Here is a 22,198-nt window from a genome sequence, read left to right as displayed (position 1 = left end):
TATAACCAACTCCTGAACCCATGTATTTTCTGCTTGTGATTTCCCTTTTTGTTAATTCTTTCTCCACTTTCGAAGATCGTTCCAGACCCGTTCAGTCCGATTGGATCTGGCTTTTTGATGGTTCCAACACCAGCCAGTGGACCAGCGCCAAAGCGGCTGGATTTCCGAAGGAAGGCTGGAGTGTTGAAAATAAAACGCTGGTTGCCAACAAAGGCGGTGATAAATCGAAACGGGGTGGTGACCTGATTTCGCGCCGAAAATTCGGCAATTTCGATCTGCGGTTTGAGTTTAAACTGACACCCGGTGCCAACAGCGGGTTAAAATATTTCGTCAAGAAATACCCTGATGGAGCCTGGCTGGGCTGTGAATACCAGATCATCGACGATGTGAATAACAAAGACATTGCCGCCGATAAAGACGACAAACGGCGCACGGCCGGTTTGTACGAACTGTTCGCTCCGTCATCCCGAAAACTGAGACCAATCGGTCAGTGGAACGAAGGCCGGGTGGTGGTCAAAGGCAAACACGTCGAACACTGGCTGAACGGCACCAAAGTCGTTGAGTATGAGCGCGGTGACGACCGGTTTAAAGCCGCCAAAGCCCAAAGCAAATTCAAAGCCGTTGAAGATTTCGGAACCATGGAATCCGGCTATTTCCTCCTGCAGGACCACGGCGACGAGAGCGCGTTTCGGAATATCAAGGTGAAGGAATTATAGGTATACGGTTTTTGGTTTTCGTTTTTCGGTGGCTGACGCACGCACAAAAACGCCTTGAAAAGCATGCGCCAGCCACCGAAAACCGTATACCGTAAAACCGTTTTACTGCTTCAACAGCCACACATCCGAAACCTTCGAGTGTTGGCGCCAGTTCAGGTGGGATTCTTCCGGCTCATCGAAGGTGACGGAAATCTTTCCGTCCTGGGTGAGCGACAGCGGGACGATCCATTCTTTGAAGGTTTCGTTCGCTTTGTTGTAAATGAGCGGTTTTAGGCGATGCCCGTCGACGCGGAGCAGCGCTTCCCCCAAACCGGCCACCCGAATGATGTAACGACTGCCCGGATCGAGGTTGTCGTAGTCCAGCGCCGGTTCATTCTGAAACGTTTGGGTCGAAAGCCGGGCGCGGCTGAAACCGTTGTCCCACCAGGCGATGTCGGTGGCGTCTTCGGAGATGGTTTTTACGCGCGGACTTTTGCTGCCGCTCGACACGTCATCGTAATAACTGCCCTCGCCCGGCGTCTCCCAGTTGCCGATGACGTGCAGCCGATCCAGTTTTTCTTTCGGCGTTTTCATGGCCTGAACTTTCTTGAATTCATCGGCCAGCCACCAGCGGTTATTCAGCGGATAATCTACAAAATCGAGCGAAGCGCCCCGTTCATAATTCTTCGCCTTGTACTTCGGAACGCTGGTTTGCAAACCGATGGAAGTGTACAAATCGGCACAAAGGGTTTCAATTTTCTTCCGTAATTCGGTCGAAATGGGTTCTTTGTCGGCTTTATTGAGGATTGTGAGTGCCGATTCCATGGATTTCTCCATGTTGGCTTCGTTGGCCTGAGCCAGAATTAAATTGGCGTTTTTTTCAAGTCCCTGTTCGTAAATCAACCGCCGACGCGTGTAGGTATCGTAGTAGGCACGCATGAGCAGCATTTGCCAGCGCCAGTTATTTTTTAGTTCCGGATGAGTGGATTCCAGATTTTTCCAGAAAGTGAATGTCGCTTCGACACCGCCATTTTGGGCCAGCGGTCCCTGCCAATTGTTTTCGAGCGCGGAAATACCGTCGGCGGCTTCAGTGGCTACCGTCCAGCCGAAGAAAAACCGGCTGTAGTCGTTCAGGATTTCGTTGACATCTTTGGCCGGGTCCCAGGCCCGCTGGCTCCAGACAATCTTGTTGATATCGTCGTGACAACCATCCGAATACGAAACAAAACCGTCGGTAAAAGCCGCGTATTTTCCGTGAATTCCGGCGAAGAAAAACGGCCGGGGATTGATAGCTTCCCGACCTAACGTTAAGGCATACGCCTGATCCCAGCGCTCCACCGGAAATTCGCAGCGGACGTTGTGCGTCAAATCCGGGTATTCGCGGTGCTGGTAATTTTTGGGAAGCCGGTACCGGGTTTCGGCCATCGGCGGACTGCTCGGCCCCGACACCACACCCTGCAACCAGGTCGGCTTGTTTTGCGCCAGGTAATTGTAGAAATAATCGATCTGCTCGGTGTTAAAACCCTGCAGCGAAATCCAGATTTTGGCCTTCGGATGCGCTTTGACGAGCTTTTCATGCAGGTCTTTCAGAAACGCCATCACCTCGCGCGGGTGGTTGTCGCCAGGGTCGCCACCCGGGAAAAAGATGTGGTCGAGCCGGGGACAGGATTTATAAAAAGCCTCGTGCTTCTCAATTTCCGCTTTCCGCTTTGCTTCGTCGGTCAGTTCAAATTCAACCGGCGTCCAGACCCAGTAATCCATGTCGTATTTCTGACACAATTCGCTCATGCGAACCTGCATTTCAGTCGGCGGTATTTTAAAATGCGGGCTGGGTTTTTCTTCTTCGTGAAACGGAATGCCTTCGATGGCGTTGGTGCCGAAAATCGCCAGATCGCGGTAATACTGGTCAAACTGGGCGACCGTCCAGGCATCGTACGAATTGGCGGTAGTGCGGTAGCCGAGTTGATGCCCGCGAATCGGGTAGGCGGGCGCACTGGCCAATTCGACCGGTCCGGCGAGTTCGAGCCGTTTGGCATCCATCTTTAAATTCCGGAGCAGCCAGCCGGAGCCGAACAGAATGCCGCGCGAATCGGCTCCGATGATCCAGAGTGTCGTTCCTTTTGCTCCGGTTTCGGTGACGATCCGGAAACCTTCCGGTTTTTGTTCGGGCAAATTAGTCCCCGTACGGGCCGGAACCGGTTTTCCTAACACGTCTTTGTCGGAAGAAAGCGCCAGGACGAGCGTCGTGGCACCCCCGTTTTGGGACTGTTTCAGGGTGCTGCCGGTACGTTTGGCGATTTCTTCCACCAGCATCTGCGGAGCGGTTGTCCGCATAGGCACCGGGATCGAAGGCGAAACGACAATAACCGCATTTTTTAGATTAACGGGTTGAGCAGCAAGGGGTAATGTGAGCAATAATAGAAAATGGAAATAGAGTTTCATTTCAGGTTAGAAGAATTTGAAAGAGCTATTTCGCGGAGTTGAGCAGAGTTAAAGGGAGTTAAGGAGAGAACTATAAAACTCTGCTTAATTCTTTTTTACTCCGCTTAACTCCGCGAAATAACCCGTTGGATTTTACGAATAGCTTCGGCAAAGGAGCGCATGTCTTCGCGGCTGCCCAGCATGGCGTGTTGGAAGATCCAGACGGCTTCGTCTCGGCAGGCCCGTTCGGCTGCGGGGCAATTCACGGAAGAATAATCGACGGTCTCCGGAATGGCGTAGCACATGAAATTTTTGTTCTGAAAAACCGGCTGTTGGTAGAGCGGATGCGGATAGCCCATCGAACACGGCACCCCTTCGGCGGCCAGTTGCGCGACAAACTCTTTCCGGGAAAGACCGCCAAAGGCTGACCCGTCGTACTTGAAAATGTACAGGTGATAGCAATGGCGGATTTCTTCGGTTCCCCGGCTTAAGGGTGTAATACCGTCAATATCAGCCAGTAATTCGTTTAGATATAAGCCATTATCGTTGCGCAAAACCGTCTGTTCTTCCAGCCGATTGAGTTGCTGGGAGAGCAAAACCGCCTGCATCTGGGTGATGCGGTAATTGCAGCCGGGATTGAAATGATCATACCACTGGTGGCCTTCCACGCGCCCGACGTTCCGCAGCGACGCCATCATGCGGTACAAATCCTCATCGTTCGTTACCACGATTCCGCCTTCACCACTCGTCAGGTTTTTGGACGACTGAAAACTGAAACTGCCCGCATCACCGATGGAACCCAGTTTGCGCCCCTTGTATTCGGCCCCGTGGGCGTGGGCCGCATCTTCAACCACGCGCAAATTGTGGCGTTTGGCAATGTCCAGAATGGCGTCCATGTCGCAGGACAAACCGGCAAAATGAACGGGAATTATCACTTTGGTCCGTTCCGTAATGGCCGCTTCAATGGCTTTCGGATCGAGGTTGTAGGTGTCGGGGTCGATGTCCACAAAAACCGGTACACAGTTGACTTCCAGCACCGTCGATGCCGTCGCGATAAAGGTATACGGCGGAACAATGACTTCATCGCCTGGCCGAACGCCACAGGAAATCAGGGCCAGCCGGAGCGAAACGGAACCATTGACGCAGGTGACGGCGTATTTTGTGCCACAGTAAGCCGCGAATGCCTGTTCGAAAGCTGCCACGGCATCACTACAATCAGGATTGCCCCAGCGCCCGCTCCGAACGATTTCGGCGACGGCCTGGACTTCACTTTCATCGTATATGGGCCAGGGGAAGGTCGACTGCACGGTTTTTTCTCCGCCGTCGATGGCCAGGGTTTCCGGAGTACTTTTCATTTTTATAAAAATCGAATCCCTTAAAGTACGCGATCCAATGGGTTTCAGGCTATTGCCGCTGAATAAATTTTGCGGAGAATAGCCTGTTTTGCAGCCTGTAACGTATTAGTTCAAACCCCCTAAACCACTATGAACGTCAAGTCATTATTTACCAGCCTACTCGTTGCGGGCATGGCGATGGGCACGGCCTGGGCCATCCGTGGACAATTTGGGCACGAACAGGGTGCGGCCTGGGCCGGAGGCATCGGCGCATTGGGTATTTTGTTGGTTGCCAAACGGACGGATTGGTACTCAAAAGTGTTCAAGGCCGCACTGGCATCGGCCATTGGCTGGGGCACCGGCGGAATCATGAGTTACGGAATTGTGGTGGGATACGGACGGGGCATCGACTTTGTCAATGTCTATTACGGGCTGGTGATGCTGTTCATCATCGGCGGTTTATACGGCTTTATCGGGGGCGGTTTGTTCGGACTGGCACTGGCCGATTCGGACAAAAAACGCGTTCAGTGGCACCGGATCATTGTCGAAATGCTGGTTGGCGGGTTGATTGTCTATTATTTACTGATCGAGGAATGGGGCTGGCTGATGACGCCCCCGCGCTCCGAAATGTGGGCTTCCTGTCTGGGAATGGCGTTTGCGCTGACCTGGTTTATGTACCGCAATGAGCAGTATTCAGCCCTGCGCGTAGCGGTTTTTGCCGGGCTGGGTGCCGGTTTTGGGTTTGCTTTCGGAAATTTCCTGCAGGTGATGGGCGGAGTCGCCCAGATCAAATTCAACTTCTGGAATGTGATGGAATATTCCATCGGTTTTTTCGGGGGCGGGGGCATGGCCTACGGAACGTTTACGTCGGACTGGGAGCCTGCCGAAAACCGCGAAAAAAGAAGCCGGATCTGGTTTCCATTGGTAATGCTGACGCTCGTCATTCCGTTCATCGTTTGGAATCAGACGTTTACAATGGAGAAACTGGAAGGTACGTACAGCAAAATTGCCACGGGCGACGTGCTGAGTCTGATTACCAACGTTCGGTGGGTAACGCTGGCAATTTTGGTGGTAACCAGCGCGATCTGGTTTATGAAATATTACCGGAATAAAACAACTGAATTCGTTGGCTATACGTACAACGACGTCCGCACATTCTTCATCGGCCATCTGGGCCTCTATACGGTTTTTAGTTTCCTGACCACCGGCGCTTACATGAGCACCTACCGGATCGAGCAATATCTCTACGTGGCCAACCTGCTGGTTATTACCGCAGTGATTGGAAAAGCAAAACCCGGTTTTTCGAATCGGGGGCTGTATGCGAGTCGCTGGGCAATGGGCTTTGCGGTCGTGCTGGTTTTTATTGCACTGATTACCCTGGTGGCCATCAACACCCACGGCGAAATGAAAGGAATGAACCGGCGGTTTGAATAAAAAAGGGGTGGTTTTTGCCACCCCCGGTTTTAGCTCAGGATCGCGTTTCGGCAGTAATTAACGCATTTTTTGACCTCGGCGACCGAATTGGAACCCGCCGGAATCTGGTATTCCAGCTCAACCACGGCCGGAAATTTATACTTCTGTTCGCGCATCAGTTTCAGGACCTGCGTCAGGGGCGTATCACCTTGTCCCCAGGGCAGGTTCCCTTTTCCGTGCGCAGCGGTTTGGCGGTCTTTGATGTGCATGCTGGCAATGCGGTCGTGTTTCTGTTTGATCAGGATCAATGGGTCGGGATTGCCCGCGGCCACGTAATGCCCCAAATCAAAGTTGAGCGCGTTGGCCGGTGACTGGGCGAGGGCGGTATCCCAGAAAGTCGGGGTTTGCTGTTCGTGGCCATGGTAACCAACCCGCAAACCGTGTTTTTCAGCCATTTTACCGAGTTTGAGCGTGTGAGCGTCATTGGCCGGGTGTTCGAGCGTAACCTGATTGGCCCCCAGCAGTTTGGCGGCCCGCATGCCGTAATCGATCTCAGCGTCCGAACTCTGGATGCCGAATGTCGAAGGTTTAAAGGCGTAAATCTGCACACCGGCCTGGTTATACATTTTACGAACCTGCTCAAATTTCTTCATCGGGGCCGAAAGCCGCCATTGCGCCAGTTCCTGCTGGTAGGCTTTCCGCTGGGCTTCCACTTCTGCCAGCGTTTTCTGCTCGTCGTCGGTCAGCGTCTGATTTTCGCGTCGCTTCCGCATCAGCGGGCCAACCACCTTCATATCGACCTTACTTTTGGGAGCGCCCGCAAACGATTCTGCCGGATCGCCCATCAATTCAATGGCGCTGATGCCGCTGTCCAGAACATATTGCAATGTTGCATCGGCACTCTGGTCGGGCATTTCCCGAAACGAATACGTAATGCATCCGATCTGAACACCGTCGATCAGCGAGTTGGGTTTGTCACCCAGGCTTCGGATGAGGGCAGGAGCGCCAAAAACCGGTTTTGTACCCACAAGAATGCCCGAAATGAGCGCGGTCGTTGCGCCGATAAACTGACGCCGGGATTGGTTGTTTTTCATACGATTTCCAAAATGTGCTATGTACAACAGTCTTTTACAGGGCTTTAAAGCAAAATCAAGTGAGATGGCGGTTCCGAATATACCAGAAAGAAAAGCCGGGAACGGGTTTACTCGCTTTGGTTTATTTTACGTAAACCGGGCCAATGGCGACATCATATTGGCCGGAAATACGCAGGGATTTCTCATATATTCATCCGATTTACAAGGACTTCAACACCGCCTACCTTCAGCAAATCCTCCATTACCGATCCGATTTCACCGGGTGAAACCACGGTTGTCGACAATACGATTCAGGTCAGTTCCGTGATTCCGTCCTCCAGTGCCCGCCCGAATCGGGTCATGTTTAAGTTGCGATTGAATTATGCCGCTTCGCCGGGTCAGCAACCGACGCTTGCGGCACCTCTTCAGTTGCTGATGCTCGAAAATCCGGTGACGTACGCGAAGATGACGAAGCCAACCTACCACCACGACCGCGACCGGGCCGAAGCCTGGCGTACTTTTCAACTGGGCGTTAATTTCTCCCAATAACCCGCTGACTACCGTAGTGAATGTGGCGCAAAAATGATAGCTTTGAAAGTAAATGACTTCAATGAAACTATCGGATACGCTGGAATTGATAATCGAACTTTTTGAAAAGAAGGTTCGATTAATAGTTCGGAAAAACGGCGATGAATGGGTTTGTCGGAAAGAAAATGTGAGCAGCCTGAAGCGGTTTTTAAATAGCGAAAGTAGTCGGCTTTTTAACGGTCGTCTGCAATTGATTTTAAAGAATTCGAAGGTAGAAATTGAAGTGAAAGGGACAGTGGTTGGCGAAATTCCGGTTGATTATTTTCGGCAGACAATGGCCCGGCTTTAAATAGGATTTCGAAATTAGTTGCTATAATACTGACTCAAGGCCATCTGATTAACAGACACATTATGCTTCGTTGCGTCATTCTTACGCTTGCAATCTTCCTGAATGGTTTCCGTATTTTTGGCCAATGCGTTGTGTCAAAAGACCCAGAGGGCCGGGTTATTACAACTTGTGACGTATATCCCATACAGCTTGAAAAAACCGTAGGCGCAACCTACAACCGGATGGTTTATCTGGGCAGTGAATTTTTTACATATCCAGCCTGGCAACAGGGGACCGTCCAGCTTGGCGGTCGGGAAATTGCCTGCCAGCTTTCGTTTCACTTGGTAAGTGGTGAATTATCATACCAATTGAATAATGCCGAAACGCCGGAGCGCGTTCAGCCAGAAGCTTTTACGGTCGGGGGGCACCGGTTTATTCGCCTACCGATCGGTTCAGGAAGCAACAACAAAGTTTTCTTGCAGGTTGTCAATAACGGCACGACCAAATTGTTAAAGCATCTAAAAACCAGGCTAGTGAATTTGGCCAGTTCGGATGGCTACCAGAAACGGGAAGGGTTTAGCGGACGGTATGAAATTCTGGAAACCTATTACCTCAAAAAAGGCAACGCCAATCCTGAACAGATTAACTTAACCAAAAAATCAATTTTATCAGTTTTAGAAGATCAGTCGGAGCAGTTGGCGGCTCGGTTACCAGACAAAAATATAACTCCTGAATCTGTTGTAAATATTTTGAAATATTACGACGAGCTAACGTCGGAATTATCGGAAAAAAAACTAACGCTGGGCAGTGATCCCGTTTTTAAACAGACCCTCCGGAAGCGAATTGCGTATCCAACCCAAGCCAGATTGAACCATGTATACGGCCGAACGTACGTGAGTTTCGATGTCGATACAAACGGCAACATTCAGAATATTGCTTTAATCAGTCCGGATAATGCCGGTTACGGTTTTGATCAGGAAGTCAAACAGGGGTTGAAAAAACTGCCGCCACTTAATCCGGAATACGCCGGAAGTTACCTGTTACCGATTGCCTTTACGTACACCAAATCCTACGGAACACCCGTCACATTCGTTCCGATCAACAAATTACCCGCCGATCGGGTGAAGGATCTTGTTGAACTGGAGGAGATCACCATACCGCTCACGGTTGCCTACCGCAGTTTCCCGGAAGTAGATGGCCGGGAAGTTTGGGGATACTACAAGTAACTTCATTGGTTCATAGGAGCAGCTTCCGAAATCCGTAAAAAGCGCGTTCGATCAGCCGAACGTCGGCGGTGACAATTTCGGCCGTACCAGTCATTTCTGATTTACAGGTGAAGGTTTGATTGTAGGTACTTGTCAGGCCTTTGGGCAGGCTCACCATAACCCGATAAAACCGCACGTTTAGCGAAGGGGCCATGCTCAGCACCCGGCCTTCGAGCATACCAAATTCCTGATAAGGGTAATCGTCCAGTTTAATAATCACTTTTTGCCCAATCCCGGCTTTTCCCATTCCCCGGACAGGAAAATCGAGGGCAGCAATAAATTGCTCCTGCTCCGGCATGACGACAAACAGCGTATCGGAAACCGTCAGGTGCTGATTCTCCGTCAGATTTTTCAGGAAAACCAGCTTGCCGTCGGCCGGTGCGGTAATCAGGTAGTTCTGCCGCCAGTTCTGCAAACTATTCTCGATGTTGTGGATGCTGCGTTCGATATTATCGAGAAAAAGGCGCTGCTTTTCCGAATAACTGTGTTTCAATTCATGTAAATTTCGGTCGACTTCGTTGATTTTGAGTCGATTGGAAAGTGCCTGTTTGTGAAACTCCTCCCGTTCGCTCTGCTTTTTCAGGTGCTTGTTTTTGCTTTCGATATAATCCGATTTACTGTAAATACCTTTCTGATACAGCGTTTCTTCACTGCGAAAGCGTTCCTCCGCATTGGCAAATTCTTCATCACTGATCCGTTTCTGGCGCTCGTTCACTGCCCCCAACTGCCGCAACTCGTCGGCCTGTTCCTGCAGACTTAGAAGCTGGCTTGCCTGGAAACGGTCCGTTTGAAGGTGCTTGTAATCCAGATAGCTTTGCCGCAGCAGGTTAAAATCATCCTGCAAATCGCCCCAGACAAACTGATGGCCCGGAAAGGAAATGGTGCGTTGCGGGTTTCGTAAAAACTGCCTCGCACTGGCGATCAATTGCTTCATTGCCGGGATATTTTCCAGCCGGGTGGTGTTCTCGGTTTCCGCCAGAATATCGCCTTTTTTTACCCGTATATCGTCTTTAGCGAGGAGCCGGATCAGGCGGCCGCCAGTGGGGACAACGACTCGAATGGGCGGTATTTTGGTGGTAACAATTGCGTTGCCTTTTAACACTTCCGGATACTTGATAACCCAGGTACTGATAAAAAACAGGGTTAAAATGCCCGCAATGACACCCGTCCAGGTGCGGACAATCCAGCCCGGTGTTTCGCTGAGAATATCCAGCATTTCGTCGCTTAACAGATTTTGCGTAGAGTTTTTCATTGGAAAATGGCGAATAAGTGATTGAGCGAAAAAGGCCGATTTAGGAAGCGGCTTCGAGTTGTTTGGTGAGCAGTTCAAAATAGCGACCCTCCAGCGCCACGAGTTCTTCATGCGTTCCTTTTTCCAGAATCTGGCCCTCCTCAATAACCACAATCTGGTCGGCATGACGGATGGTGCTCAGGCGGTGGGCCACAACGACAACGGTTCGGCCACTAAAGAAATCGCTCAGGTTTTTCATGATAATCTGCTGATTCTGAACGTCGAGTGCATTAGTCCCTTCGTCGAAAAACAGAAATTCCGGATTTTTGTACACCGCGCGGGCAATCAGTATCCGCTGTTTCTGGCCCTGACTCATGCTGCCGTGTTCGATGCCGATGGTAGAATGATAGCCGAGGGGCGTAGTTTCGATCCATTCATGGATGTTGGCTACCCTGGCCGCGTTGTGAACCCGTTCCAGGTTAGGGTCGGGGTCGCCCAGGGCAATGTTGCTCAAAATCGAATCGGCAAAAATGACCCCGTCCGACATTACCACCCCGCATTCGTTCCGCCAGCTGCGGGTCGCAATGTTTTTGAGGCTCTGTTTCCCGATCGACACTTCCCCCGAACTTGGTTCGTAATGCTTCATGAGCAGTTTGAGCAAGGTGGTTTTGCCGCTGCCGCTCGAACCGACAATGGCGGTGGTTTTGCCCGCCGGAATATAAAGCCGGATGTCACGCAAAACCGTACTGGCCGAGTGCGGGTACTGGAAATTGACATTCCGCAATACAATCGGCTGGTTCTCGGATATATGAGAGGTAATCGCCCGATCGTCAGCCTCTTCCTCCGGCATCTGGTGGACGGTATTGATGCGTTCGGTACTGATCCGGGCGTCCTGAATCTGCTGGAGGTAAGCAAACAATTGCTCGGTCGGGCTGTTGGTTTGCCCCAGCATTTGCTGTACGGCCAGCATGGCGCCCAGCGAAAGGTGACCGTCGAGAACGGCTTTGGCCGACAGGAAAGTGATGACCAGAATTTTGGTTTCGTTGATGAGCAAACCGCCAATTTGCTGTACCTGCGAAATTTTGAGCAACCGGATGTTTTGCCGGAAGAGCCGCGCCCGAATCAGTTCCCAGTCCCAGCGTTTGAGAATTTCCGCGTTCGCCAGTTTAATATCAGACATGCCCTGTACAATCTGGACCAGTTTGTTCTGATCCTGTTCGGCGATGCGCGCCCGGGTAAAATCGTGTTCGCGCCGTTTCTTCAGGAAGAGGGCGATCCAGCCTAGATAGAGCAGCGTCGCTCCGAAAAAAATGGCGAAAATAGTGAGGTCATAAATGGCAAAAATGAGGGTGTAAATGATCAGGTTGATACTCCCGAACAGAATGATTGGCAGCTGCGCGGAAAGAAAGGTTTCGATGCGTTTCTGATCTTCAACCCGCTGCATCACCTCACCAACGGCTTTTTCATTGAAATAACTGATGGGCAACCGCATGACTTTGGCAACAAAATCGGTCAGCAACGAAACACCCACCTTACTGCTCACGTACAACAGCAACCACCCCCGAATCGCTTCGAGCGAATTGCGACCGACCATCAGCATCAACTGGCCCGCCAGAAAAATATAGATAAAATTCAGGTTGTTGTTCATTACACCCACGTCCACGATGGCCTGGGTCAGAAAGGGGAAAATGAGTTTCAGAATGGTTCCGAATGCCATTCCGAGAATTAATTGCCAGACAAGTTTCGGATACCGTTTCAGGTAATTCACCAGCGACCGTAAGCCCTGCGGTTTTGCGTCGGGTTCGGGTGCGGTTTCCATTAAAAAACCGGGCGTCGGTTCCAGCAGCAACACCGTGGCTTCTTCGGCGGACTCGGGTAGCCAGTTTTTGCGAAACTCGCCGGATGAGACCGTGATCGTTTCCCGATCGGTACCGATTGCGATCTGATTTTGAACAATTTTGGATACGACAACAAAACCGTGTCCATTCCATTTGATGAGGCAGGGGAGAGGAATTTCCTGCGTTAGCGTTGCATACGAAACGTCGATACAACGGGCCCGAAAACCAATGGATTCGGCTAATTCGGCAATGTCTTTCAGGGTTTTATTTCCGGCTTTACCCGAATTTTTGCTCCGTAGGGAGGCCATGGATAGGTTCTTTCCGTGGTGGCGAGCCACTTTGCGCAGACATTTCAGGGCAGAGTCGTTGTTGTTTTTCTGAACGGGCTGGACATGCGGTGACAGCAAATGCGAAGGCTGCATAATGGATATGGGAAAAAGGTACGGTTTGGAAAATGGCGTAAAATACGACCGTCAATGCGAGCGGTTTTACGGTTAAGACCAGAAGAAAAGGCTCAATCCATCGGTGTTCTGAATTATTCGTGGGCACATTGGCCGACAGGAATCATCCCATCAGAAGCTCATCAGCACGTAATGAAGAGCGGGCTGTTCGTGAGAAAGCGAACGGGGTATGAGTTGGTCCCGAATCGACCATTTTGTCCAATTCCGACTTTGACCGGTTTACGGAAATCGGACAACAGCCGGGTCGTATTTACATTGGCCGGGCGGTTTTCCGACCGGTTCCGGGCTCCTGGGACATTATTGGGTGGGATAATTTACGCGTGAGTTTCATGGATTCATTGGCTATTTGGTTCGCAAAAACAGTTTAATCAGGGTACTGACATTGCCTCATTTTCCAGCGGATGACTGGGCGGCAGAGTTCAGGCTGGTCATTAAAATTGTCGATAAACACGATTCGGGAATCGGCTTAAGGATGGTTGTTGCATAAAAGTGTCTGAAATGGCTGTTTTAGTTATCGGTTTATAAGTTAGCGTTGGCAGAACACTTCGCTGGTAGGCCAAAAAGTGGTCATCCAATCGAGCTGATTTAATGACCACAAGGTGGTTAATTGCATTAAAATGGACTTCTCTTATTTTATCAATTAGTTAGTTTATTGTTGCATTCCTTCGTGTATTGTTGCAGGAATAAAATTTCTGCCCAAACACGGCAAACCAGTTTTCGAGCCGGTTTGCCGAATTTGGGCAGTAGCAGGAACAATTTATTCAAACCCGTTTTTACGGTTTGACCAGTTTCACGGTTTTGGAAATCGTTGGCGTGTTCACCCGCAGCAGCAGAATACCGGGAGCGGTTTTACCAATCGACAACGTTTGCCGTTCGACGGATTTTGCATTCTCCACGTTCTGTTCCCCTACGATCCGGCCTTGTACATCCGTCACCGAAAACCGCAATGGTTGTCCTTCGGCCCCCCGGATTTCAACTGCAACGGTCTGACCTAAAACCGGGTTGCCCAACACCGTCACCTGCCAGTCCGACGTTGTTTCGGCTGATAAGCGGGTGGGTAAGTTGCAGGTCAGCGGTTTTCCCGAATCCTTCAACACAAAGGTGCTGCCCTGTACCCGGCCGTAAATCAATCGGGTATTGCCGTCTTTCAGGTCAGTGGGGACCGTAAAACTGTAGGCGTGAGCGCCATTGCCCTTGCCCGCATTCTTCAGATCGTCCCGGTAAATGTTGGCGATGGTGCTGCCCCAAACCGTGCTGCCGGTGTAGAATTCGACGGTCACCGGGGTGTTGGGTTTGTTGCGATCCCAAACCCAGCCGCGAATTGTGCCGCATTCCACCTTGTCCAGATACCCTTCAAAATTCCCGGTCACGGTGGTGGTCATTGGAGCGCTGATGGTCAGCACAAAGCTGACCGAGTTGGTGGCAAGCTGCGGATCGGTGGCCGTATAGGTCAGGACAAAGTCGCCGGCAACGGTGGGCGTTCCCGAGATAACGCGGCTGGTGGTATTGATCATTAAGCCATTGGGCAAACCCACCAGATCATAAGTCAACGCTCCTCCTTCGGGATCGGTGAAAGCCGCCAGGGTTCCCGAAAACGGCACACCGACCTGGGCGGCCAAAGGCGCAATCAACACCGTGGGCGAAGGAGCAACCGGCGGTTTGTTGGCGGGCGGGGTGGTGCCGCCCTGACAGATGAGCGCTTTGGGCGAATCTTTCAGAATGAAGCTACTCTCCGCAATCCGGGCCGAGAGGTTGTGGGCTAACCCGTCTTTGAGGTTGTCGGGAATGGTGAAGCGGAAGGCGTGTTTGCCGTTGCCTTTCCCCGCATCGAGCAAATCCTGACGGAAATCCCCGGCAGCCAGGGTCCCGATGACGTTGGGCCCATCGAGGATCTGGACAGAGAAAACCGTATTGGGTTTGCCCCGATCCCAGGCCCAGCCGCGGAAGGAGCCGCAATCGGCGCCATTGACAAACCCGTCAAAGTTGCCGGTGGTGGTTGGGGCCGTGATGGTAACGGTGGCCGATCCGGGTGGAGTGGGGCAGGAACTCACGCAGGTGGCCGAATAGACGATGGTCGCGACGGCGGACGTGGGTACGTTGATGGTGGTGCCGGTTCCACTGGTGCTGTTAGTGGCCGACCAGTTGAGTGCCCCCGGACAACCGCTGATGGTCAGGGTGACGAAAGGCGTATTCTGAATTATGCTCTGGCTGGACGGCGTCAGCGTGGGCGCCGACGCGACGGTACTTCGGGTTACGGTGGCCGATCCGCTGACGACGCCGTTGACGGGTGCTTCAGCGGTAGCGACCGCGACTAAACTATACGTTGTCGTTCCGGCGGGATTGACCGTAAAGGTGTAGGGTGAGGAGGTAATTCCGCTGACGTTGATGGGCGTGGTTCCGTCGGTATAGGTGAGTGACCAGGGTTGGGTTCCGGTGAGCGCCACGCTGAGGGTGGCAGGTTGGCCGGGACACAGGGTGGTGCTGCCCGACAGCGTGGCGCTGGCCGAATTGATGACGGTTACCGTCACGGTGGTACTGCTGGAACAACCCGAGGTGGTGCCGGTGACGGAATAGGGTTCGGCAGTGCTGACAGAAATCCCGGAGCTGGTTTCGGTAGTGGACCAGAGGTACGAATCGGCACCGGAAGCCGTTAAAGAGGTGCTTTGTCCCTGGACAATGGTCAGGGAAGGGTTGGCGGTAATGCTGACCGAAGGCACCGGATTAACCGAAATAGTCACCAGACTGGTGCTGGTAGGCGAACCGCCCGATGCCGCAACCGTAATGGTCAGGGTTTGTACCCCACTGATAGCCGCTCCGATGCTGGCCGAGACGGCGCTGGTGGAGGTGGCCGAGAGGGTAATGCCCGCCGGGGCCGTCCAGGTGTAAGAGTAGGGGGCGGTACCACCCGAAGCCGTCACCGACAACGCCACGGTAGTGCCTGCGCAAACCGGGTTGGGAGTGGCCGAGGTGACCAGCGTCAGACTGATACTTCCCTGAAATTCCAGGGCGCCCATGTCAAGTTGTCTCACAAAACGTGGGTTACCGGCTAAATCCGTGGTTCCAATCGTGGCAGAGGTGGTAGCGGGGTCACCCGCATCGATGGCCGGTGAATTGGGAGCAAGTTCGGGAGAGGTGGAACTGGCAAAGGGTGTAACACTAACGGTCTGGTTATTACTACCCGAGTAACCGCTTGCTCCGGTCTCGAACAGACTATACGATGCCGTAGGGCTAGCATCTGCATTGAAGATCGTATTACTCCCTCCATTACCGAAAAATACACAGTTGGTTAACGTCGGATTGCTGCTGCCGCCACTCCCATAGTTGTAGAGAGCCCCGCCCTGGGTGGCAGAATTGCTTTGAAAGGAGCAATTGGTCAGTGTTGGACTGCTGTTACCCGAAGTAATACCAAGGTTGTAAATGGCCGCACCCCTGACAGCCGTATTGCTTTGAAAGGAGCAATTGGTCAACACCGGACTACTGTTACCTGTACCACGCCCATTATTATTGATGGCACCACCATTTTCAGCAAAGTTGCCCACAAAGGAGCAGTTGCGAACCGTGGGGCTGCATACGCCATTATTTAACATCCCGCCACCAATAGCCTTATTTTGGCCACCCGTTTCACTGGCATAGCCACCGGTGATGACGAAACCATCCAGAATAGCTGTTGTTGTTAGCCCACTTTCATTGAAAATAACGTGGTAACTATTGTTGGCGAGCGTCCCACCGTCGTCGATATCGCCACTGAGGATGGTTTGGTTGGTGACTAGATTCCGCTGCGACAGGTCGTAATTGGCGGCTTCATTACCCGCAAAACCGCCGTAGATGGCCACGCCGTTTTTCATCGAAAAACTGATTTCACGGTTATTGTCGGCGGTGGGTTTATAGAGGCCCTGGGCCACCCACACCTGCGCTCCGCACGTAGCTGCCGTGTTGATGGCCGTCTGGAGAGCCGTTCCCGGATAGGCATTATCCCAACTCGAACCATCCTGCGAACCGGCCCCGTTCTGCGTCACATACACAACAGTTCCGCAGGGAAGAGCATTAACAGTAACGGTCACACTGGAAACCCGGGTACAACTCGCCAGGGTACTCGTGACCGAATAGGGGCCGGAGGTGGTCACTTCAATGGATTGGGTGTTTTGTCCCGATGACCAGGTGTAGGGCGCGGTTCCTTCCGCGGTTAGGGTGGTGCTTTGTCCCTGCGTAATGGTCAGTGAGGGATTGGCGGTAATGCCAGCGTCGGTGGTAAGTACTCCGGTGTTGCTATTAGTGATCGTGAAGGTTCCCCCGTTGAGATTTCGAACCAAACCCGAATTATTGTAAATGGTACTGGTGCCACTGGCGCGCTCGATAATCGTCGCACCATCGTTATTATTGAACCGATTAGAACTGGCATTGGTTGTCGTGATCACGGCATCAGCCCGGATGTCGACCAACGCCCCACAGCCGTCGTTGGTGAAAGTATTAGTAAGCCGAATCGCTTCAGCACCAACCGGACTCAGCGCCCCGATGGTGATGGACCCAGTGTTCTTAAATGAGCTGTTGTTTAAAAAGGCATTTGTAGTTGTATTGTCAATTGTGATGATTCCACTATTGGTTGTCAAATTAAATCCACTGTTATTATAACCAACCGGTCCCATGGGGGCCAGAGAACCGATCCGGATGGTGCCATCGTTGGGTGAGATACCGCCCGGATTATAAAACCCTGCTTCGGTTGCTCGGTCGATGGAAAGAATTCCACCGGTATTGTTGTAAAACCCCCCACTGGTATAGACGCCATATTCCCCCACGCTGGCCGAAGCTCCGATGGTGATGGCACCCCCATTATTGAATGTGGACGTATTATAGATACCCGCGTAGGAAGAACCGTTAATTTGAACACTGGCATCTGCGTTATTGGTAAAACCGCGTCCTCCCCCGCCCCCGCGGTTAAACAAACCAACCTGTCCGACGCTTTCCGTCATCCTAATGACTACCTGCCCACTATTCGAGACGGTGCCCCAGTTGAAGAAAGCATAGGAATAGGGACTAGCAGCCATCGACCCGTTGATGGTCAGGCTAGCGGCAGCGGTGATCGTAAACGACGATGCGGCCGACACCTCCACCGAGTTCACCACCGCGGTCGAACTGAGGACGGGATAGGGGCTTACGTCGGGAATCACTACATTTTCGGTAGCCAGTGGAACGTGATTCGCTGACCAGTTGGCCGACGTGTTCCAATCAGAACTGCTGGAACCAGTCCAGGTGTTGGTTGTCTGGGCCATCGCCGACAGAGCAGTAAAGTACGCCAGAATAACGCCCAGCAGCAGCCGGTTTCGGATGAAAAATGAATGGACAAAATTGTAAAAAGCATTCATAAAGTAAGAATTATGGGTGAACAGAATGAAGTGAATTTAGACACGGCAAGCTAGCCGTAGGCTGTCGATGAGGCTTCTGTTATTGTGTCAAAAACTTCGTGTATTGTTGCATCACTTTGTTTATTGTTGCAGGAAGGCGGTTTTTATCAAAAAAATCTCATAGCCTCGTTGTTCGGTGATTCGGAAATGGTCACCGGGCGTTTTACGGGCAAAAGTGACAAAAATGATTTTTAAGATCAGGCATTCAAGGATGAACGCATATTAAAACTGTCCGAAACCGGGGATTTAGTTATCGGAGGAGTATTAATTAAAAAACGATGGGCCATTAAAGAGAGAAATAGAGCTGATTTCATGGCCCCCGTTACAAAAAGGCATTTGGGAGCCGTCGGATGCTTTTCCCCAAAAAGCGAATAGGAACTATAAAACGATTTATTTCAGGCTTTTGACGCTTTGGGCTCCACGGCTAACCAGGGAAGAGCCGGGGTGGCAAGTCCACAAAAACCGGTTAGGGGCAAGGCCGGCCGGAACAGCCAAAAGCTGATCGGTCGTCGGATGTTTGGCCAATCGCGGAATGGATCGAGGGGTTTCATCGTAGCCGGACAGGCTATTTTCCGGCTACAAGGGGAATTCTCCCCGAAGAATCAGTGAACCAGTTGCCGAATGAGTCGTTCGTATTGAGCGTCGTACCGGCTTCCCGCCAGCCAGTCCCGGACAATGAAACGGAAAAACAACATCGGCGGTTCGTGCTGGTCGATGGCCGATTGAAAATAACCGCAGGCGGTTTCAACCTCGCCCAAACAGGCATGGACGATGCCCCGGTCATACTGCGCCACCGCCTGGGTTGTGTTCAGAATTTCCATTTCGGCCAGCACCTGCCGGGCTTTTTCGGTTTCGCCGGTCAGGCCCCACAGCGCCCCGAGCGCGCTGAGTGTGATGCCGTTGTAATGAAGATGCAGGGCGGTTTCCAGTGCCGGACGAGCTTCTGCGTAGTTTTGTAACGTGATCAGATTCAGGCCTGTAATCAGGTGTCCGCCCCAGAAGGTGGGTTCGAGTGCGGCCAGCCGTTTCCCCTGATCGATGGCTTTTTCAAACTTTCCCGCCATCCAGTAGCCATACCCCGCGTAAAAATTATTGATCAGCGAAAACGGTTCCAGCGTTAGCGCCAGCCGGATTTGCTCCTCCGCCTTGGCGTGGTAGCCCATAAGACCCCAATAGAGCGCATATTGACCGTAGAGTTCGGCGGTATTCCAGTTGAGTTCCAGCGCTTTTTTAAAGGATGTAGCCGCACTGGAAAAATCCCACTGATACAGTAATTGCATCCGGGCCAGGGCCAGGTAGCTTTCCGGAACCGTGTTGTCCAGTTGAATGGCCTGTTCCGTGGCCTGTTTCATGAGCGGCAGGCAAACCGCCGACGGCAGGTGCCGATAAAACCACATATTCAGGTAGCAGGAAGCAATGCCGGCGTAGGCAATGGCATAAGTAGGTTCCCGATCAATCGCCGACTGAAAATAACCAATCGCCCGGTTGAACTCGTCGAAACCTGCGAACTTGTTGTGATAAAACCGCCCGTGCAGATACAGCAGGTACGCATCCGCGTTTAGGGTATATCGTTTAAGCACCGCGTTCTGGTTGACGCCCAGCAACTGCACTTTAACTTCCTTTAAAATGGCGAGCGCAATCTCGTCCTGGATGTCAAAAATATCGTTCAACTCCCGGTCGTACTTCTCCGACCAGACGTGATAACCGTCGGCGACCTTGATCAACTGCGCCGTAATGCGAAGTTTCTGGCCCGCTTTCCGGACGCTTCCTTCCAGAATGTGCGTCACATTGAGCTGTTCGCCAATCTGCCGGAGATCCTGATTTTTCCCTTTGAACGCAAACGACGAGGTTCGGCCCGCAACCTGCAAGTCGGGCACGTGGCTCAGGGCGTTGATGATTTCTTCTGTTACACCGTCGCTGAAAAACTCCTGGTCAGCATCGTTGCTGAGGTTCAAAAACGGCAAAACGGCAATGGAGGCTTTCGGGACCGGGGGAGAAACCGGAGCGGTTTTTCCGAGCTGGGCCTGATTCCGGTACTCGGTCGGGCTCAGATGAAAAGCGCTGGCGAAATATTTGCTGAAATTCTGGGGACTTTCGATGCCGACGAGGTAAGCGATTTCCGAAACCCGCAAATCCGTTTCGGTCAGCAGCTCACGGGATTTTTCCAGGCGTTTTTGACGGATGTAGAGTGTAATCGATAAGTCCGTATGTTCTTTGATAATCCGGTACAAATGCGACCGGCTCAACCCAACCTTGCGGCAAATTGCATCCGACGGCAGCGCCAGATGGCTTAGATTTTCATCTAAGAAAGTATTTAACTTAGTCAGAACTCCATTGCCGGTCTGCGTCATAAACTCCCTGGATCAAGTACGGTATTGTTGGACGGTTTTTGAATGAAAAGTAATACGTTTTGGTTGTAAAACCGCATCGCTATTCCGTCAGCGGCTGCTTGGTTGGTGAAAACTTAAAGCGACAGCGAACGGATTTCATCCCTGCAAGTTTCCGGTTTTTGCCGCCAAAAGTCTTCTGGTATTGTGCCAAAAACTTTGTGTATTGTTGCATTGCTTCGTATATTATTGCAAATGCCGTATTTTAGGAACGGATGTGCGTCAGATACCCACCTGACGTACTTTTCTTTTTTCGGAAGAACCGCTGCTTCAGTTGTTCAAAGATTGATTAATTTAATTCGCAAAAACTGCCACCTTCTGAAAAAAAAGCATCATTGTCTGTATGAATGATGTCACCAGCCATTTTTGGGAAGCGACGTACAGGCAGCACATCGCTAAAATGATTGGCGTTTGTTACCGGTATACCCGCAACCGGCAAACCGCCGAAGACCTGGCGCATGATGCCTTTCTGGTTGCCATCGATAAAGCGTCGAGCTTTGAAAACAAAGGATCGTTCGAGGGCTGGTTTCGCCGGATCGTCGTCAATATGGCTTTGCAATACCTGCGGCAGCAGAAAAAACGGAAAGCGCACGAAGACCGGATTGCCCGCGAGACAGCCTTCATTGATTTCCCGAACGAACACCAGCCCGGCGACGAACCTGGTTTCTCGGCAGCTGAGTTGCTGGACGCCGTTGGACGGTTACCTGAGCACCATAAACTCGTGTTTAATCTCTATGTCTTTGACCAGTTCACGCACGCCCAAATCGGGGCGGAATTGGGCATCAGCGAGGGAACGTCAAAGTCGCATCTGGCGCGGGCCCGGAAGAAAATCCGGGAGATTCTTATTCATAAGGCAAACGAGGGCAAAAAAAGAAAGCGGTTTTTACTCCTGCTTTTGCTGCCCGACCGGTTTTTGAAAATCGATCATTTTTTGACGGGAAAATTAAGGCGGTTGGAGCTTCAACCGCGGAATATATCGCCAATCAACCCTACCGGTTTTGGTACGGTTTCAGCGCCAATGTTCAAAACCACCAGCGGTTTTTCGCCCGGTTTTCTGCTGACGAATGTTGCTTCGCTGGCAATGGTCATGAACCTGGCCGTTGTTTTCTGGCTGCATTGGAAGCCGGGGACAGAATTGAAAAAAGCGATCAAATCCGAAAAACCGGTGCCTGTGATGAGCAGCGTTTCCGGTTTCAATTTAGAAAACAGGGTTGCTAAAAAGTTTTTAAATCTTGCTGCTTCCACTGCCACCTTTTCAAAGAATGGCATCTTACCAAGTGAAAAAACGTTAAACAGCAAGAATATGAAATCGTTAAACACAGTTAGTGCCCTGCTCCTGACCACCTCGGCGCTGGCGCTCGATTCGACCAGCCACTTGACCAGGGCCCCTCAGCTCATTCCGAGTAAAAGTCAGGAGGTTGCAAAAACCGCTTCGTTCGAGACCACGCGGCCCATTGAGCTACTGAAACCAACGATCAAAACGGATTCGGAGGAAATGCACGGTACATTTTATGCCTCGGAATTATTTTGGTCGGCCGATAATAACCAGGTGTATTTTCGGGGAAACAACGTGAAGGTCAATCTGAACACCCAGAAGTTTACGGGCAGTGGAAAATTTTCCTTGTTCGGCAAAATAAGTTGTCTGATCGTTGACGGAACGCCCCGGGAATTAAACGAAACCGTTAAACTGTCCGAAAAAAAATACCGGCTGGTCAAATTGAAGGAAAAGGAAGCCATTGAAAAATACGGCGATAAAGGGAAAATTGGTGCCGTTGAAATAACGCTGGCGGAATAAAATCATCCCGACCATGATTTTTCGGTTTGA

The 22,198-nt window shown here is 51.5% G+C and carries 13 protein-coding genes; 6 read left to right on the top strand and 7 right to left on the bottom strand.

Annotated features, from left to right (window positions below; translation table 11 throughout):
- Window positions 1–20: 20 nt before the first annotated feature.
- Window positions 21–716, top strand: coding sequence for a 3-keto-disaccharide hydrolase (locus tag EHT25_RS07535; RefSeq protein WP_124872867.1), 696 nt, complete (start codon window positions 21–23; stop codon window positions 714–716).
- Between the two features lie 102 nt (window positions 717–818).
- On the opposite strand, the gene EHT25_RS07530 is transcribed toward EHT25_RS07535, so the two are convergent.
- A complete protein-coding gene (locus EHT25_RS07530) occupies window positions 819–3,137 on the bottom strand; it encodes a hypothetical protein (RefSeq protein ID WP_124872865.1) in 2,319 nt (772 codons plus the stop codon).
- 104 nt (window positions 3,138–3,241) lie between these two features.
- Window positions 3,242–4,471 carry a DegT/DnrJ/EryC1/StrS family aminotransferase gene (locus EHT25_RS07525; protein WP_124872863.1) on the bottom strand — a complete coding sequence of 410 codons (1,230 nt, stop codon included), beginning with the start codon at window positions 4,469–4,471 and terminating at the stop codon, window positions 3,242–3,244.
- 129 nt (window positions 4,472–4,600) lie between these two features.
- Here EHT25_RS07525 and EHT25_RS07520 point away from each other — a divergent pair, with 129 nt between their 5' ends.
- Window positions 4,601–5,884, top strand: a complete 1,284-nt coding sequence (locus tag EHT25_RS07520) for a hypothetical protein (protein ID WP_124872861.1) — start codon at window positions 4,601–4,603, stop codon at window positions 5,882–5,884.
- A 29-nt stretch (window positions 5,885–5,913) separates the two neighbouring features.
- On the opposite strand, the gene EHT25_RS07515 is transcribed toward EHT25_RS07520, so the two are convergent.
- Complete coding sequence (locus EHT25_RS07515; RefSeq protein WP_124872859.1) at window positions 5,914–6,957, bottom strand: sugar phosphate isomerase/epimerase family protein; 1,044 nt, start codon at window positions 6,955–6,957, stop codon at window positions 5,914–5,916.
- Between the two features lie 339 nt (window positions 6,958–7,296).
- Between EHT25_RS07515 and EHT25_RS07510 the strand changes: the two genes are divergently transcribed.
- The 3 genes from EHT25_RS07510 (at window position 7,297) to EHT25_RS07500 (ending at window position 9,018) form a co-directional block, all read left to right on the top strand.
- A complete protein-coding gene (locus tag EHT25_RS07510; RefSeq protein ID WP_124872857.1) occupies window positions 7,297–7,485 on the top strand; it encodes a hypothetical protein in 189 nt (62 codons plus the stop codon).
- A gap of 61 nt (window positions 7,486–7,546) precedes the next feature.
- On the top strand, window positions 7,547–7,813 hold the full coding sequence (locus EHT25_RS07505) for a hypothetical protein (RefSeq protein ID WP_124872855.1): 267 nt from the start codon (window positions 7,547–7,549) through the stop codon (window positions 7,811–7,813).
- A gap of 131 nt (window positions 7,814–7,944) precedes the next feature.
- Window positions 7,945–9,018, top strand: coding sequence for a TonB family protein (locus tag EHT25_RS07500; RefSeq protein WP_185731295.1), 1,074 nt, complete (start codon window positions 7,945–7,947; stop codon window positions 9,016–9,018).
- A 10-nt stretch (window positions 9,019–9,028) separates the two neighbouring features.
- Here the strand turns inward: EHT25_RS07500 and EHT25_RS07495 are convergent, their stop codons facing one another.
- The 4 genes from EHT25_RS07495 to EHT25_RS07480 form a co-directional block, all read right to left on the bottom strand.
- The gene (locus EHT25_RS07495; protein ID WP_185731294.1) at window positions 9,029–10,309 is read right to left on the bottom strand and encodes an HlyD family secretion protein; all 1,281 of its coding nucleotides are present in this window, start codon (window positions 10,307–10,309) and stop codon (window positions 9,029–9,031) included.
- Between the two features lie 40 nt (window positions 10,310–10,349).
- Window positions 10,350–12,548: a peptidase domain-containing ABC transporter gene (locus EHT25_RS07490; RefSeq protein ID WP_124872849.1), complete on the bottom strand. Its 2,199-nt coding sequence runs from the start codon at window positions 12,546–12,548 to the stop codon at window positions 10,350–10,352.
- Between the two features lie 812 nt (window positions 12,549–13,360).
- Window positions 13,361–17,947: a DUF8693 domain-containing protein gene (locus EHT25_RS07485; RefSeq protein ID WP_124872847.1), complete on the bottom strand. Its 4,587-nt coding sequence runs from the start codon at window positions 17,945–17,947 to the stop codon at window positions 13,361–13,363.
- Window positions 17,948–18,588: 641 nt separating this feature from the next.
- A complete protein-coding gene (locus EHT25_RS07480; RefSeq protein WP_124872845.1) occupies window positions 18,589–20,337 on the bottom strand; it encodes a helix-turn-helix domain-containing protein in 1,749 nt (582 codons plus the stop codon).
- 379 nt (window positions 20,338–20,716) lie between these two features.
- On the opposite strand from EHT25_RS07480, the gene EHT25_RS07475 reads away from it, so the two are divergent.
- Window positions 20,717–22,168 (top strand): RNA polymerase sigma factor, encoded by a 1,452-nt coding sequence (locus tag EHT25_RS07475; RefSeq protein ID WP_124872843.1) that lies wholly within the window; start codon window positions 20,717–20,719, stop codon window positions 22,166–22,168.
- Window positions 22,169–22,198 lie beyond the last annotated feature (30 nt).

Origin of the sequence: Larkinella rosea (assembly GCF_003858635.1) — a bacterium.
GTDB lineage: Bacteria > Bacteroidota > Bacteroidia > Cytophagales > Spirosomataceae > Larkinella > Larkinella rosea.
This window is presented reverse-complemented; position numbering and strand designations above follow the sequence as displayed.

Bases quoted from the DNA above. Each gene is read 5' to 3' on its own strand.
- EHT25_RS07535 (WP_124872867.1), top strand. From the start codon at position 21: ATGTATTTTCTGCTTGTGATTTCCCTTTTTGTTAATTCTTTCTCCACT.
- EHT25_RS07530 (WP_124872865.1), bottom strand. From the start codon at position 3,137: ATGAAACTCTATTTCCATTTTCTATTATTGCTCACATTACCCCTTGCT.
- EHT25_RS07525 (WP_124872863.1), bottom strand. From the start codon at position 4,471: ATGAAAAGTACTCCGGAAACCCTGGCCATCGACGGCGGAGAAAAAACC.
- EHT25_RS07520 (WP_124872861.1), top strand. From the start codon at position 4,601: ATGAACGTCAAGTCATTATTTACCAGCCTACTCGTTGCGGGCATGGCG.
- EHT25_RS07515 (WP_124872859.1), bottom strand. From the start codon at position 6,957: ATGAAAAACAACCAATCCCGGCGTCAGTTTATCGGCGCAACGACCGCG.
- EHT25_RS07510 (WP_124872857.1), top strand. From the start codon at position 7,297: ATGTTTAAGTTGCGATTGAATTATGCCGCTTCGCCGGGTCAGCAACCG.
- EHT25_RS07505 (WP_124872855.1), top strand. From the start codon at position 7,547: ATGAAACTATCGGATACGCTGGAATTGATAATCGAACTTTTTGAAAAG.
- EHT25_RS07495 (WP_185731294.1), bottom strand. From the start codon at position 10,309: ATGAAAAACTCTACGCAAAATCTGTTAAGCGACGAAATGCTGGATATT.
- EHT25_RS07490 (WP_124872849.1), bottom strand. From the start codon at position 12,548: ATGCAGCCTTCGCATTTGCTGTCACCGCATGTCCAGCCCGTTCAGAAA.
- EHT25_RS07485 (WP_124872847.1), bottom strand. From the start codon at position 17,947: ATGAATGCTTTTTACAATTTTGTCCATTCATTTTTCATCCGAAACCGG.
- EHT25_RS07480 (WP_124872845.1), bottom strand. From the start codon at position 20,337: ATGACGCAGACCGGCAATGGAGTTCTGACTAAGTTAAATACTTTCTTA.
- EHT25_RS07475 (WP_124872843.1), top strand. From the start codon at position 20,717: ATGAATGATGTCACCAGCCATTTTTGGGAAGCGACGTACAGGCAGCAC.